The following is a 15,519-nucleotide window of genomic DNA, read 5'->3' as shown; positions in this document are numbered from 1 at the left end:
GGGTTCCAGCAGAAGCGCTGCTTGTTGGTTGCGCGCTGCCATGCAACTAAACACAACCCGGAAAACACCTATGCCTAATTTCGACAATAAGGCGGCCTCGGGCCGACCGACCAAGAAGTACAACACCGGCGCTCCCAAGACCGGCAGCCGCAGCGAAGGCCACCGCGGTTTCCACGGTGACGCTGCCCCGGCCAAGAAGCGCTGGACGCAGGATGACCGCGCCGCTCGCACCGGCGACCGCCCGGCCTCCACCGACCGCCGCCCCAACTGGGAGCCGCGCGCCGAGCGCCCGACGACCGGCCGCTCCGAGCGTCCCTCGTACGGTGACCGTGCCCAGCGCACCGAGCGTCCCGCATACGGCCGCACCGAGCGCCCGTCCTACAACGACCGCCCCGCCCGCACCGAGCGTCCCTCCTATGGTGACCGCCCGGCTCGCACCGAGCGCCCGTCCTACAACGACCGCCCCGCCCGCACCGAGCGTCCCTCCTATGGTGACCGCCCGCAGCGCGGCGAGCGTTCCTCATACAACGACCGTCCGGCCCGTACCGAGCGTCCCTCCTACGGCGACCGTCCGGCCCGCACCGAACGTCCCTCGTACAACGACCGTCCGGCTCGCACGGAGCGTCCCTCTTACGGTGACCGCCCGCAGCGCTCAGAGCGTCCGGCTTACGGCGACCGCCCGGCCCGTGCCGAGCGTCCCTCGTACGGTGACCGCCCGGCCACCAACGACCGTGCGCCTCGCACCGAGCGTCCGTCGTACGGTGACCGTCCGGCCCGCTCATATGACGACCGCCCGGCCCGCACCGAGCGTCCGTCGTACGGTGACCGTCCGGCCCGCACGGAGCGTCCCTCGTACGGCGACCGTCCGGCCCGCACGGAGCGTCCGTCGTTCAGCGACCGTCCGGCCCGCACGGAGCGTCCGTCGTACGGTGACCGCCCGGCCCGCACGGAGCGTCCCGCGCGTTCCTTCGATGACCGCGCGCCGCGTCGTGACAGCGACTACTACCCCGCGAAGCACGACACGAAGTCGGCGTCGTTCGCGGCGCACGAAGACGTCGTGCTCGAGCGCCTCGAGGCCAAGACCATCACGGCCGATGACGCCGTGGGCAAGACCTGGAAAGACCTCGGCATCGGCGACAACATGACTCGCCAGCTCACGGCGATGGGCGCCGAGACCCCGTTCCCGATCCAGGCTGCGACCATCCCCGACGTGCTGTCCGGCAAGGACGTGCTCGGCCGTGGCAAGACCGGCTCCGGCAAGACCATCGCCTTCGGCGCACCGCTCGTCGAGCGCCTCATGGAGAACGAGGGTGGCAAGAACCGCAAGCCGGGCCGCAAGCCCCGTGCGCTGATCCTCGCCCCGACCCGCGAACTCGCCATGCAGATCGACCGCACCGTGCAGCCGATCGCCCGCAGCGTCGGCCTGTTCACCACGACCATCGTCGGTGGCGTGCCCCAGTTCAAGCAGGTCTCCACGCTCCAGCGCGGTGTCGACATCGTCATCGCCACGCCGGGTCGCGTCGAAGACCTCGTGGAGCAGGGTCGCCTCGACCTCTCCGAAGTCATGATCACCGTGCTCGACGAGGCCGACCACATGTGCGACCTCGGCTTCCTCGAGCCGGTGCAGCGCATCCTGGACGAGACCAAGAAGGGCGGTCAGAAGCTGCTGTTCTCCGCCACGCTCGACAAGGGTGTCGCCACCCTCGTCAACCAGTACCTCAAGAACCCGTCGGTTCACGAGGTCGCCGGTGAGGACCAGGCGTCGTCGACCATCGACCACCGCGTTCTGCTCATCGAGCAGCGCGACAAGGGTCGCATCATCGAGGAGCTCGCCGGTGGCGAGGGCAAGACGCTGATCTTCGCCCGCACCCGTGCCTTCGCCGAGCAGCTGGCCGACCAGCTCGAGGACGCCGGCATCCCGGCCACCTCCCTGCACGGTGACCTCAACCAGTCCCGCCGCACGCGCAACCTCCAGCTGCTCACCAGCGGCCGGGTCAACGTGTTGGTGGCAACGGATGTCGCGGCCCGCGGCATCCACGTGGATGACATCAGCCTCGTGATTCAGGCCGACGCACCCGACGAGTACAAGACCTACCTGCACCGCTCCGGCCGTACCGGCCGCGCGGGCAAGCAGGGCACCGTCGTCACGCTCATCTCGCGTGCACGTCGTCGTCGCATGGACGAGCTGCTGGGTCGCGCCGAGATCAAGGCGCAGATCGAGCCAGCCGCTCCCGGCGACAGCGTGATCAGCACGCTCGCCGCGCTGTAACCAGTTCCGCAACGACGGGCGCTCACCCTCCGGGGTGGGCGCCCTTCGTCGTCTCTGAGGTCCCAGCCACCCACGTTTGCCCGAAAATGCAGGTTTCAGACCCTCCAAACCTGCAGATTCGGGCAAACGTGGTTATGAGGCAGGGCGGTGGGCCTGGCGCATACAGTGGACGGATGCTCATCCGCCCGTTCCGCGAGTCCGACACCGATGCCGTGGTTGCCCTCTGGAGTGCGGCGGGCCTGGTGCGTCCGTGGAACGATCCGCGCGCGGACATCCGTCGCAAGCTCGCCGTGCAGCCGGAGCTGTTCCTAATCAGCGAGCTGGGCGGTGCAGTCGTCGGCAGCGCGATGGTCGGCTACGACGGGCACCGCGGGTCGGTGTACTACCTCGCGGTCGACCCGGCGCAGCAGGGCAATGGCTTCGGTCACGCCCTCATGGCCGAGGCCGAGCGGCTGCTGGCGGAGCTCGGATGTCCGAAGATCCACGTGATGATCCGCTCCGACAACAAGCGGGTGATCGGCTTCTATCGCGGCCTCGCGTACGGCCAGGAGCAGGCCGAGACCATGGGTAAGCGACTCATCTTGGATGAAAGCTAGACGATGAAAGCTAGACGACGAAGCTAGGCGACGAGAGCTAGACAAGGGCCGTTCTCGAGGCCACCCTGGGGTCAATGGACTACACACACCTCGGCCGCTCCGGCCTCACCGTTTCGCGCCTGTGCCTCGGCACCATGAACTTCGGTCCGCAGACGCCGGAACCCGACTCCCACTCGATCATGGATTCGGCCCTCGACCAGGGCATCAACTTCTTCGACACCGCCAACGTCTACGGCGGCGAACTCGGTAAGGGCGCCACCGAGACGATCGTCGGCAACTGGTTCGCCCAGGGCGGCGGCCGCCGCGACAAGGTGGTGCTCGCCACCAAGGTCTACGGCGACATGACGGACTGGCCGAACGATGGCAAGCTGTCGGCCCGCAACATCCGTCTGGCGCTGGATGCCTCGCTTCAGCGCCTGCAGACCGACTACGTCGACCTCTATCAGTTCCATCACGTCGACCGGGAGACCCTGTGGGACGAGATCTGGCAGGCGATGGAGACCGCGGTCGGGCAGGGCAAGGTCCTGTATGCCGGCAGCAGCAATTTTGCCGGCTGGCACATCGCGACCGCCCAGGAGGCCGCCCGCAAGCGCAATTACTCGGGGCTGGTGAGTGAGCAGTCGATCTACAACCTGCTCACGCGGGACATCGAGCTCGAGGTCATCCCGGCCGCGCAGGCGAACGGCCTCGGCATCATTCCGTGGTCGCCGCTGCAGGGCGGGCTGCTCGGCGGCGTCGTACGCAAGGAGCGCGACGGCAAGCGCCGGCTCGAGGGCCGCGCGAAGGAGGCGCTCGAGACCCATCGCGAGGCGATCGAGGCGTATGAGGACTTCGCCGAGGAGCTCGGACGCGAGCCGGGAGATGTGGGCCTGGCCTGGCTGCTGCACCAGCCCGCGGTGACCGCGCCGATCATCGGACCGCGCACGCAAGAGCAGCTGGACGCCGGCATCCGCGCCCTGGGCGTGACTCTGGATGCTGCCGCTCTCGCCCGACTCGACGAGATCTTCCCCGGCCACAAGACGGCACCAGAGCACTACGCCTGGTGACCGCTCACCCCACCTACACTCGCGAAACGAAAGAGACACCATGAAAACACGCACCATCGGCGACGTCACCGTCAGCGCAATCGGACTCGGCGGCATGCCCATGTCGATCGAGGGTCGACCAGACGAGCAGCGCTCCATCGCCACCATCCACGCGGCTCTCGAGGAGGGCGTGACCTTCTTCGACACGGCCGACGCCTATCATCGCGACGCCGGCGAGGTGGGACACAACGAGTCGCTGATCGCGAAGGCCGTGGCCTCGTACGGCGGCGACACCTCACAGGTGTTGATCGCGACCAAGGGCGGCCACCTTCGCCCCGGGGACGGCTCGTGGACGATCGACAGCAGCCCGAAACACCTGAAAGAGGCGGCCGAGGCATCGCTGAAACGACTGGGCGTCGACGCGATCGGCCTGTATCAGCTGCACCGCCCCGACGTGAAGGTGCCGTATGAAGACTCGGTCGGCGCCATCCGCGACCTGCTCGACGAAGGCAAGATCCGCATGGCCGGCATCTCCAACGCCAACCCGGAGCAGATCCGTGTGGCCCAGGAGGTGTTGGGCGGTCGGCTTGTGTCGGTACAGAACCAGTTCTCGCCCGCGTATCGCTCGAGCGAGCCGGAACTGGTACTCAGCGACGAACTCGGCATCGCGTTTCTGCCCTGGAGCCCGCTCGGTGGTATCTCGGCGGCCGGGCAGCTCGGCGACCGGTTCGCCCCGTTCAAGAAGATCGCCGACGACCGCGGGCTGACCCCGCAGGTGGTCAGCCTCGCCTGGCACCTGTCCAAGTCGCCTCGGGTCATCCCGATCCCCGGTGCGTCGCGCCCGGAGAGCATCCGTAACTCGGTGCAGGCCGTGGATGTGGAGCTGACGCCGGAGGAGATCGCGCAGCTCGACGCAGCCTGAGCACTGCCGTGTGAACGACGAAACGCCCGCCCCACGAGGGGCGGGCGTTTCGCTTTGTGTACCTAGCGGACCGAGAACGTCACCGTCTCGGTGTGGCCGGACTGCGCTCCCGTCAGAGTGACCGAGTAGCTTCCCGCCTTGGTGGGCGCGTCGAAGGAGAACTCCAGGGCGCCGTCGATGACGTCCTTCTGGCCGAGGTCGATCGCACCCGGACGCACGGTCGCGGATACCTGGCGGTCACCGGTGAATCGCTTCGCCGAAACGGTCACCGTGTCGCCGGCGCGAACGGTGCCGCGCGCGACGCTGGCCCGAGCCTGGTTGCTCAGCGCCGCCGTGTTGCGGTCGAGGCGCAGGGCGTTGGCCATGGTGAAGAAGTTGTCCGTCTGGTCGGTGAGTCCGACCACGTTCGCGGCCCCAGGGCCGAAGCCCGCAATACGAAGCTGGGTACCGGTGTGCTGCTGTGAGCCGCCCGCCGCGGAGGTGCCGTAGGAAACCTTGAGCGTGGTGCCGTCCTTGGTGGTGAGGGCGGTGCTCAGCGACGTCGGCGGGGTGCTGTCGACGATCTGGCTGGTGTGGGCGTGGTCGGCGGTGACGATCACGAGGGTGTTGCCGTCTTTCTTGGCGAACGCCAGCGCGGCCTGCACTGCCTCATCGAGGTCGACGGTCTCGCCGATCTGGCCACAAGCATCGGCCGAGTGATCGCGCTTGTCGATGCTCGCCCCCTCGACCTGCAAGAAGAAGCCCTTGCCTCCCTGCTTGTTCTGCAGCAGCGAGATGGCCTTGGTGGTGAGGGAGGCCAGAGACAGGTCGGTGCTCAGGCGATCCGGGTTCGGCTGGCAGGTGACCGGAGCCGCGTCCGCCCCACCGATGGTGGCGGTCGTAGGCGCGTACCGTGTGGGGAAGTTGCCGGGGGTGAAGAGGCCCAGCACTGGCGACGTCTGGTCTGCTGCGCGCACGTTCTTGAGACCGGCAGCATCCGTCACGACCTGGTAACCGCGATCCTTGGCCTGCTGAAACAGTGTCTTGCCCTGCCACTGGCCGGCCTTCGCCGTCTGCTCGAACGTGGTGGAGCCACCGCCGAGGGTGACGTCGGGGCGCGTGCCGATCAGCTGCTCGCTAATCGATCCGAGACCGCCCGCTGCCAGCGCGTCGGCGCCGCAGGCTACCGTGTCGGGGCCGTAGCAGCTGCGCGAGGCGACGTGGGCGACCTCGACGGCCGGCGTCGCATCCTGAATCTCTGCGGTGCTGACGTTGCCGGTCTTGAAGCCGTTCGCCTTGGCGATCTCGATGAGCGTCTGCTGCGGCTTGCCGTTGATGTCGACCGAGATGGCGTTGTCGTAGGTCTTGGTGCCCGTCGACCATGCGCTGCCGGTGGCGGCTGAGTCCGGAACGTAGTCGGGCTTTCCCTTGTTGACGCCGTCTTTGTAGAGCGAGTAGGTCGTGTACTGACCGGTCAGCGGCAGAGCGTCGATGCCCGGGAATCGGCCGGCGGCACCGTACTGATAGTCGCGGGCTACCGTGATCTCGGAGTCTCCCATGCCGTCGCCGATGAGGAGGATGACGTTCTTGGCGGCGTTGCCGTTGATGGCCGAGCGCACTTCCTGGGTCTTGTCGCCGGTGTTGCGCACGGCGCCACCGTTGTCGCTCAGAGCGAGGTTGACGGCCGCGTTGGCGGCGGTGGGGACCACGATGGTGGCGGCGGCGATGATGGCGCCGATGGCGAAGACGCGCCGGCGTCGTGAGGGGGAACGAAACAGGGGTGTTCGAGTCATGGGAATGCTCCTGTGGTCAACGGGTGCGAGAGTGCTACCGCACCTAGACAAAGGGGATCCGACCAACACCGGGTGAACGTGAGGGGCCATGGGGCCAAACGGTGTCCCTCGTTAGGGTGGTAGACGGAGTGGATCAGGCCAGCGCCAGCAGTGCGGCCGCGACCAGGGCCAACACGAGTCCGATGATCTGCACCGGAGCGATGCGCTCGCGCAGGATCACCGCAGCCAGGATGATCGTGCCGGCCGGGTAGAGCGCCGTGAGTACCGACTGGATGGTGAGTTCGCCCAGCCGTAAACCGAGCAGTAGCAGGGCGTTGGCCGAGGCATCCACCACTCCTCCGATGACGGCGAGACGGAGGCCGGGCCGCCAGCTCGGCCGCGTCGGGGCGGTCCCGCGACGTCGGGCCATCAGAGCCAGGATGCCGACCGCAGCGAACATGATCACCGCGTTGGCAGCGCGGCTGGTCACCAACGGCGCCAGGCCGGAATCGTCGGGCGTCAGGTCGATGATGATCAGGAAGCCGCCGATGAACGCGCCCGCGCCGACGGCCATGAGCAGAGCTCGACCGGAGGGCCGCAGCGCCCCCTTCTCCGGCACGAAGCCGACCAGCACGACGGCGACGAGCGCGATGCCGATCGCGACGTATCCGAGCAGGTTGAGGCGCTCGCCGCGGATCGCGCCGGCAAGCACAGGCACGATCGCCGACACCACGGCAGTGAGCGGCGACAGGATGCTCATCGGACCGATCGCGAGGCAGGCATAGAGCAGGGCGACGCCGATTGCGCCGCTCACTCCGGAAAGGGCGCCGAGCATCACGGCCTGCGAGGACCACGCGCCTCCGACGAGCGGGAGGAGCAGAAGCAGCACCACCAGGCCGGATAGCCCGCCGATCGCGGTCACCCGCACCGGGCTGATGCGCTTCGACGCGATGCCGCCGATGAAGTCCGCGCTACCGTAGACGAGGGCAGCGAGCACACCGATTGCGACTGCCAGCATCCCGATACCGTAGCGGTTATCCCCATGGCGGCCGCGGCCGGCCGGGCCGTCGGTGGTCACGATTAGACTCGCCAGGTGAGTTGGAATGCGGACGCGGACTGGGATCCGGATGACCTCGTCCCGCCCGATGACTCGGATGCTCCCGATGATTGGGACGCTCCGCCACCCCCGCCCGACCGGGAGGTCGTGTCCGTCGCCGCGGTGAAGGCCGCGGCTCCGAGCTATGCCAGCGCCGCCGAGGCACTGCACACCGTGTTCGGCTACGAGTCGTTCCGCGGCAATCAGGCCGCGATCATCCAGCAGGTCGTCGACGGCGGAGACGCCCTCGTGCTCATGCCGACCGGTGGCGGCAAGTCGCTCTGCTACCAGATTCCCGCACTCGTGCGCGAGGGCACCGGCGTGGTCATCTCGCCGCTGATCGCCCTGATGCAAGACCAGGTGGATGCCCTCTCCGCCGTCGGCGTGCGTGCGGCGTTCCTCAACTCCACCCAAGATGCCGGCGAGCGCCAGCGCGTCGAGCGCGCGTTCCTCGAGGGGGAGCTCGACCTGCTCTACCTCGCGCCCGAGCGGTTGCGCGTCTCCTCCACCGCCGATCTACTCGACCGCGGCACCATCTCGTTGTTCGCCATCGACGAGGCGCACTGCGTGTCGCAGTGGGGTCACGACTTCCGCCCCGACTACCTGCAGTTGTCGATGCTGCACGAGCGCTGGCCGGCCGTGCCGCGCATCGCCCTCACCGCGACGGCGACCGAGCAGACCCACCTCGAGATTCAGAAGCGACTCCAGCTGGCCGACGCCAAGCACTTCGTCGCAAGCTTCGACCGGCCGAACATCCAGTACCGGATCGCGCCGAAGAACGCACCCCAACAGCAGCTGCTCGAACTGCTGCGCAGCGAGCACGCGGGCGATGCGGGAATCGTGTACTGCCTGTCGCGCAAGTCGGTAGAACAGACGGCCGACTTCCTTAGTCAGAGTGGCATCCCCGCGCTGCCGTACCACGCCGGTCTCGACACCCGGGTGCGCGCGGCCAACCAGTCGCGGTTCCTGCGTGAAGACGGCATCGTCATGGTCGCCACCATCGCCTTCGGTATGGGTATCGACAAGCCGGACGTGCGCTTCGTCATGCACCTCGATCTGCCCAAGTCGGTCGAGGGCTACTACCAGGAGACCGGTCGCGCCGGTCGTGATGGTCTGCCCTCCACCGCGTGGCTCGCCTACGGCCTGCAAGACGTGATGCAGCAGCGCCGCATGATCGACCAGTCCGAGGGCGACGCCGAGCACCGCCGCCGCCTCGGCATGCACCTCGACGCCATGCTGGCACTTTGCGAGACGGTCGAGTGCCGCCGGGTGCAGTTGCTCGCCTACTTCGGCGAGACTTCAACGCCGTGTGGCAACTGCGACACCTGCCTGTCGCCGCCCGAGGCGTGGGACGGCACGATCCCCGCGCAGAAGCTGCTCTCCACCGTGGTCAGGCTGCAGCGCGAACGTAATCAGCGCTACGGCGCCGGGCAGCTCATCGACATCCTGCTCGGCCGGATGACCGCGAAGGTCACCCAGAACCGCCACGACTCGCTGAGCACATTCGGCATCGGCACCGAGCTCACCGAGCAGGAGTGGCGCGGCGTCGTGCGCCAGCTGCTCGCCCAGGGCATTCTCGCGGTGAACAGCGACGGCTTCGGAACTCTGCTCACCACCGAGGCGAGCGCCGCGGTGCTCGGCGGTTCGCGCGCGGTGATGCTGCGGCGCGAGGCGGAGCGCCCGGTACGGGCATCCCGCGCCCGTCGCACCGCCGTCGCCGACCTGCCCGCCGGCGCGACGCCGCTGTTCGACGCCCTGCGCGCGTGGCGCGCGGCTGAGGCGAAGGAGCAGGGCGTGCCCGCCTACGTCGTGTTCCACGACGCGACCCTGCGCGAGATCGCGTCGGGCCGCCCGGCCAGCCTCGATGTGCTCGGCACCATGACCGGCGTCGGCGCGAACAAGCTGGCGAAGTACGGAGAGGCAATCCTCGAGGTGGTCGGCGCCGCGTAGGCAGAGTCCGGCCTCCTAGGCTGGGGCAATGCGTGATCTCTACCCAGCAATCGAGCCGTTCGAGTCAGGAATGCTGGAGGTCGGCGACGGCCAGAGCATCTACTGGGAGGTCAGTGGCAATCCCCAGGGCAAGCCCGCGGTGTTCCTGCACGGTGGGCCAGGCGGGGAGAGCGGCCCGAGGCACCGTCGGTTGTTCGATCCGGAGCGCTACCGCATCGTGCTCCTCGATCAGCGCGGCTCGGGCAAGAGCCTCCCACACGCGAGCGATCCGGATGCGGACCTGAGCGTCAACACGACCTGGCACCTGGTCGCCGACCTGGAGCGTCTGCGCGAGCACCTGGAAATCGACCGCTGGCTCGTGCTCGGCGGTTCGTGGGGGAGCGCGCTCGCGCTGGCCTATGCCGAGACCCACCCCGACCGCGTGAGCGAGCTGGTGCTGCGCGGCATCTTCACGTTGCGCAAACGCGAGCTCGACTGGTTCTACGAGGGAGGCGGCGCTCATCAGCTGTTTCCCGACCTCTGGGAGTCGTTCGTCGCGCCGGTGCCGGTCGACCAACGCGCCGGCGGCCTGATCGACGCCTATCACCGCCTGTTGACGGATGTCGACCCGGCAGTACACGGGCCCGCGGCCGTCGCGTGGTCGACCTGGGAGGCGTCGACCATCACCCTGCTGCCCCGCCCGGATGTCGTCGCGGTATTCGCCGATCCGCACTACGCGACCGCCTTCGCCCGCATCGAGAACCACTACTTCGTCAACCACGGGTGGTTCGACGAGGGACAGCTGATCCGTGATGCACACCGGCTGCGAGACATCCCGGGCGCGATCATCCAGGGCCGGTACGACGCCTGCACGCCGCCGACCACCGCCTGGGATCTGCATCGTGCCTGGCCGGAGGCGGAGTTCACCATGGTGCCGGATGCCGGGCACGCCTTCGACGAGCCGGGCATCCTCACCGCGACGATTGACGCGACAGATCGGTTCGCGACGGATCGATTCGCGACAGATCGGTTCGCGACGGATCGGGTCGACGAGGCCAGGTTCACTGACGTGTAAAACGGGGTACGTACTCGGTCCCCGAAAGGGGGGTCGTCGGGTTACTTCCGCTGTGGCACTATTGCCACTGTGAGAACCCGAATCTCGCTACCCAGTATTTTTGCGCGCCAGCGACGCGTTACCCGTATGTCAGTGGCCATTGGCGCTGCCGTATTGCTTGCCCTCTCGACTATCGTCGTCGGCGTCGTACCCGCGGCGACCGCGACCGGTTCGTCCTGTGGCGCGACGATCAATCTGATCGCGTGTGAGAACAGCAAGCCCGGCGCCAACCCGGACGACTGGGACATCACTGGCGCAGGCGACCCCTCCATCCAGGGCTTCTCCACCGATATCAGCGTTAATGTCGGCAAGAAGATCGACTTCAAGATCGACACCACGGCGTCGGCGTACTCGATCAACATCTACCGCACGGGCTATTACCAGGGCCTCGGCGCGCGCAAAATCGCCACGGTCACGCCGTCGGCAACGCTGCCGCAGAAGCAGCCGCAGTGCATCTCCGACTCGACGACCGAGCTCTACGACTGTGGCACCTGGGGCGTCTCCGCGTCCTGGACCGTTCCCTCCGACGCGGTATCTGGCGTGTACATCGCCGTCCTGCAGCGCGCAGACAACGGCGACCGCAGCCACATCACCTTCATCGTGCGCGACGACTCGAGCCACTCGCAGGTGCTGTTCCAGACCTCCGACCCCACCTGGCAGGCCTACAACACCTACGGCGGTTCGGACTTCTACCAGGGTGCGGCCAATGGTCGTGCCTACAAGATCAGCTACAACCGGCCGATCGTCACGCGCGGCAACGACAGCGGGCGCGACTTCTACTTCGCCAACGAGTACCCGATGGTGCGCTTCCTGGAGAAGAACGGCTATGACGTCAGCTACTTCAGCGGCGTGGATACCGATCGCTACGGCTCGCTGCTGACCAATCACAGTGTCTTCCTCTCTGTCGGTCACGACGAGTATTGGTCGACCGGGCAGCGTGCCAATGTCGAGGCGGCGCGGGACGCCGGGGTCAACATGGAATTCCTGTCGGGCAATGAGGTCTACTGGCACACCCGTTACGAGGCGTCAGTCGATACCTCCGCCACCGCGTATCGCACCCTCGTGTCATACAAAGAGACCTGGTCGAACGCGAAGATCGATCCAAGCTCGACCTGGACGGGCACCTGGCGCGACCCGCGCTTCGCCTCCACGGCCAATGGCGCCGCTCAGCCCGAGAACTCCCTCACCGGCACGATGTATATGTCGAACAACACCGACCTGGCGATCAGTGTGTCTGCGGCCGAGGGAAAGAGTCGGCTGTGGCGCAACACCTCGCTGACCTCGCTCGCGGCAGGTTCTACTCAGGCGCTCGCCCCGCACACCATCGGGTACGAGTCCGATGAAGACCTCGACAACGGCTTCCGCCCGTCCGGCCTCATTGATCTTTCCACGACCGTCGGCGCGACTCCGCAGTACCTCCAGGACTACGGGTCGGTCGTCGCCGCCGGTACAACGACGCACCATGTGACCCTGTACCGGGCCGCCAGCGGAGCCCTCGTCTTCGGCGCCGGAACCATCCAGTGGACCTGGGGACTCGACCAGGAACACGACGGTGCCGGAGCAGCCGCCGACGTGCGGATGCAGCAGGCCCAGGTCAACATCCTGGCTGACCAGGGCGCTACCGCGACCACGATCACCTCGCCGCTCGTAGCGGCGACGGCGAGCACCGACAAGACCGCGCCCACCGTGACGATCACCGCGCCGCAGGCTGGGGCGACGATTGCGAACGGAACCTCGGTGACCGTCTCCGGCACGGCCTCTGATGTCGGCGGCGTCGTCGCCGGCGTCAACGTCTCGACCGACGGCGGAACCACCTGGCATCCCGCCACGGGCAAGGCCAACTGGTCGTACACCTTCGTCCAGCAGGGAACCGGCTCACAGACCGTGAAGATTCGCGCGGTCGACGACAGCGCGAACTACGCGGCGACCCCGGCCAGCGTCACGTATACCGTCGGAGGCCCGTACAGCGTGTTCGGCGCCGAGGCGCCTGCCGTGGCGGATGCCGGAGACGCCTCGGCGGTCGAGCTCGGTCTCAAGTTCAGCCCCACCACCGACGGCTTCGTCACCGGCGTGCGTTTCTACAAGAGCGCTGCGAACACCGGGGTGCACACCGGAAGGTTGTGGAGCTCGACGGGTACTCAGCTCGCCACCGTGACCTTCGCGAACGAGACCGCCACGGGATGGCAGAGCGCAGCCTTCAGTACCGCGGTACCCGTGTCGGCCGGGTCGTCGTACACGGTTTCGTACTATGCACCGAAGGGTCATTACTCGGCGACCTCTGGCTACTGGGACTACCGCGGAAAGACGGCGGGCCCGCTTTCGGTCGCGGGAGGGTTCGGGGTGCCACCGGCGGGCGTGTACAACACCAACGCTGAGTTCCCGCAGAGTTCCTACGAGAACGCGAACTACTTCGTCGACGCGCTGTTCACCACCGACGACACGACGCCATTGACGGTGGTTGCCCAGACCCCATACGCGGGATCGACCAGCAATGCGATCACCGCTCCGATCACCGCGCAGTTCTCCCGTGCCGTCACGCCATCGACTGCAGCGCTTACGGTGACCGGTCCGTCCTCGGCGAATGTCGCCGGCACGAGCAGCTACAACTCCACGAGCCGCACGGTCACGTTCACCCCGACGGCTGCGCTGGCTAACGGCACGCTCTACACCGTCACGGTCGCGGCCACAGCGACCAACGGTGGGGCGCTCTCCGGCACAACGTCGTACACCTTCACCACGGCGGCTACCACGCCTGCCGCCGGCGTCTGCCCGTGCTCGCTCTACAGCGACAGCACTACGCCGGGCACGCTCCAGGCCGATGACCCTGCTGCTGTGACGCTGGGAGTGAAGTTCACCCCCACCGTCGACGGCACCATCACGGCGGTCAAGTTCTACAAGGGACCAAAGAACACCGGCACGCACGTCGGAACGCTCTGGTCTTCCACCGGAACCAGCCTCGCGACGGCGAACTTCACCTCGGAGTCCACCGCCGGATGGCAGACCGTCACCTTCGCCACTCCCGTGTCGGTGACAGCCGGAACGACGTACGTCGCCAGCTACCGCACTACGGTCGGGTACTACTCGGTGAACGTGGGCGACTACTCCGCAGCCGTCACCACCGGGCCGCTACAGGTTCCCGCTCAAGGCGCCGTGTACTCCTACGCCGACGCATTCCCGGGGTCGACCAGTTCGGCAAGCTACCTCGTCGACGTGGTCTTCGCCCCGACGGTGCCGAAGCTGGTCGTCATCAGCCAGACGCCGGTCGACGGGACAGTCGATGTGGGTCGCAGCTCGGCGGTCGTGATCACTCTGTCGGCCCCTGTCGGCACCGGGTATTCGTTTACCGCCTCCAGTGGCGGCACGAACATCCCCGGCATCGTGACGAAGTCCACCGACGGCAAGACGCTGACCTTCACGCCGACATCAGTACTGCCGAACAAGGCGGTCGTCACTGTGTCACTCTCCGGAGTGACCGCGACGAACGGCGCAACCCTGTCGGCGATGACCTGGTCGTTCACCACCGTGGATACCACGACCACGACCACGACGACGACGACGATCTTCGGATCGGAGACGCCGAGCGTGGCGTCGAACAACGACTCCGATGCGGTAGAACTGGGTGTCTCGTTCACCCCGTCGGTCACAGGGTCGGTCACCGGCATCCGGTTCTACAAGGGAGCGGGCAACACGGGAACGCACGTTGGTCATCTGTGGTCTCCGACCGGAACCGTGCTGGCCACCGTCACGTTCACGAATGAGACCGCGACCGGATGGCAGACCGCCACGCTGTCGGCACCGGTCGCGCTGACCGCAGGCCAGAAGTACACGGTCTCGTACTTCGCGCCGGTCGGCCATTACTCGAGCACCGGGCAGTACTTCGCCACGTCGGCGAAGACGACCGGGCCACTCACGGCAGCAGCGACCACCAACGGGCTGTACCTGTACGCCCCGTCCGGCGGACGCCCGGTGGCGACCTTCCAGGCGACGAACTACTTCGTCGACGTGCTGTTCGCGGTAACGACGACTACGACACCGACCGGAACGCCGACGCCGACCCCGACCCCGACGCCGACGCCGACGCCGACCCCGACGCCGACCCCGACCCCGACCCCCACCCCCACCCCGACGCCGACGCCGACACCCACCCCGACGCCGACGCCGACACCCACCCCGACGCCGACGCCGACACCCACCCCGACGCCGACGCCGACACCCACCCCGACGCCGACGCCGACACCCACCCCGACGCCGACGCCGACCCCCACCCCGACGCCGACGCCGACGCCGACCCCCACCCCGACTGGCCCGGTCACCGATCCGAACCCCGGAACGACGCTCTTCGCGGCCACTGCGACACCGACCAACACCACGTGGGCAGATCCCGGACCGGTTCAGGTGGGTGTGCGCTTCTCGTCGACGGTCAAGGGAACGGTGTCGAGCATCCGCTTCTACAAGGGAGCCGGCAACACCGGCACGCACACCGTGTACCTCTGGTCGGGAACCACGCTGCTCGGAAGCGCGGACGCCACCTCGGAGACGGACGGCGGATGGCAGACGGTGCTGTTCGCGACGCCGCTCGCGATCGCGGCCAACACCGAGTACCGCGCTACCTATTACCTACCGACCGGCCACTATGCGGTCGATCTGAACGGTCTGTCGACCCCGGTGAGCAGCGGAACGCTCACGACGCTCGGCGGCGCCTACGTCTACGGCACCACCGCGCCAAAATCCAACGCGAACCACAACTATTGGGTCGACGTCAACTTCAACCCCACGCCGTAGCCCACCTACTGGGGGCTGGTGGTTGGAACGAATTT

At 67.5% G+C, this 15,519-nt stretch carries 9 protein-coding genes; 7 read left to right on the top strand and 2 right to left on the bottom strand.

The features are described from left to right. Positions 1-70: 70 nt before the first annotated feature. From IV501_RS12870 to IV501_RS12855, 4 genes are all read left to right on the top strand, one after another. Positions 71-2,269, top strand: a complete 2,199-nt coding sequence (locus IV501_RS12870; protein WP_200556723.1) for a DEAD/DEAH box helicase — start codon at positions 71-73, stop codon at positions 2,267-2,269. 173 nt (positions 2,270-2,442) lie between these two features. Beyond that, on the top strand, positions 2,443-2,865 hold the full coding sequence (locus IV501_RS12865; protein ID WP_200556722.1) for a GNAT family acetyltransferase: 423 nt from the start codon (positions 2,443-2,445) through the stop codon (positions 2,863-2,865). A 74-nt stretch (positions 2,866-2,939) separates the two neighbouring features. After that, complete coding sequence (locus tag IV501_RS12860) at positions 2,940-3,911, top strand: aldo/keto reductase (RefSeq protein WP_200556721.1); 972 nt, start codon at positions 2,940-2,942, stop codon at positions 3,909-3,911. A 40-nt stretch (positions 3,912-3,951) separates the two neighbouring features. Continuing rightward, entirely contained in the window at positions 3,952-4,812 is an 861-nt protein-coding gene (locus tag IV501_RS12855; protein ID WP_200556720.1) for an aldo/keto reductase, read from the top strand. Positions 4,813-4,874: 62 nt separating this feature from the next. Here the strand turns inward: IV501_RS12855 and phoA are convergent, their stop codons facing one another. Together phoA and IV501_RS12845 are read right to left on the bottom strand one after the other, a co-directional pair. Beyond that, positions 4,875-6,584 carry an alkaline phosphatase gene (gene phoA, locus IV501_RS12850; RefSeq protein WP_234698523.1) on the bottom strand — a complete coding sequence of 570 codons (1,710 nt, stop codon included), beginning with the start codon at positions 6,582-6,584 and terminating at the stop codon, positions 4,875-4,877. Positions 6,585-6,717: 133 nt separating this feature from the next. Then, entirely contained in the window at positions 6,718-7,641 is a 924-nt protein-coding gene (locus tag IV501_RS12845) for a DMT family transporter (RefSeq protein ID WP_307812280.1), read from the bottom strand. 126 nt (positions 7,642-7,767) lie between these two features. Here IV501_RS12845 and recQ point away from each other — a divergent pair, with 126 nt between their 5' ends. The 3 genes from recQ to IV501_RS12830 all read left to right on the top strand — a co-directional run bounded on the left by recQ (position 7,768) and on the right by IV501_RS12830 (position 15,484). Beyond that, positions 7,768-9,609 carry a DNA helicase RecQ gene (gene recQ / locus IV501_RS12840; RefSeq protein ID WP_372430755.1) on the top strand — a complete coding sequence of 614 codons (1,842 nt, stop codon included), beginning with the start codon at positions 7,768-7,770 and terminating at the stop codon, positions 9,607-9,609. A gap of 28 nt (positions 9,610-9,637) precedes the next feature. Beyond that, positions 9,638-10,663, top strand: coding sequence for a prolyl aminopeptidase (pip, locus tag IV501_RS12835; protein WP_200556718.1), 1,026 nt, complete (start codon positions 9,638-9,640; stop codon positions 10,661-10,663). A 126-nt stretch (positions 10,664-10,789) separates the two neighbouring features. Next, the gene (locus IV501_RS12830) at positions 10,790-15,484 is read left to right on the top strand and encodes a DUF4082 domain-containing protein (protein WP_200556717.1); all 4,695 of its coding nucleotides are present in this window, start codon (positions 10,790-10,792) and stop codon (positions 15,482-15,484) included. Positions 15,485-15,519 lie beyond the last annotated feature (35 nt).

This window comes from Lacisediminihabitans changchengi (genome assembly GCF_016634425.1).
In the GTDB taxonomy this organism is placed as follows: Bacteria; Actinomycetota; Actinomycetes; order Actinomycetales; family Microbacteriaceae; genus Lacisediminihabitans; species Lacisediminihabitans changchengi.
Note: the sequence above shows the minus strand (reverse complement) of the source record. Positions and strands in the feature narration are given on the sequence as shown.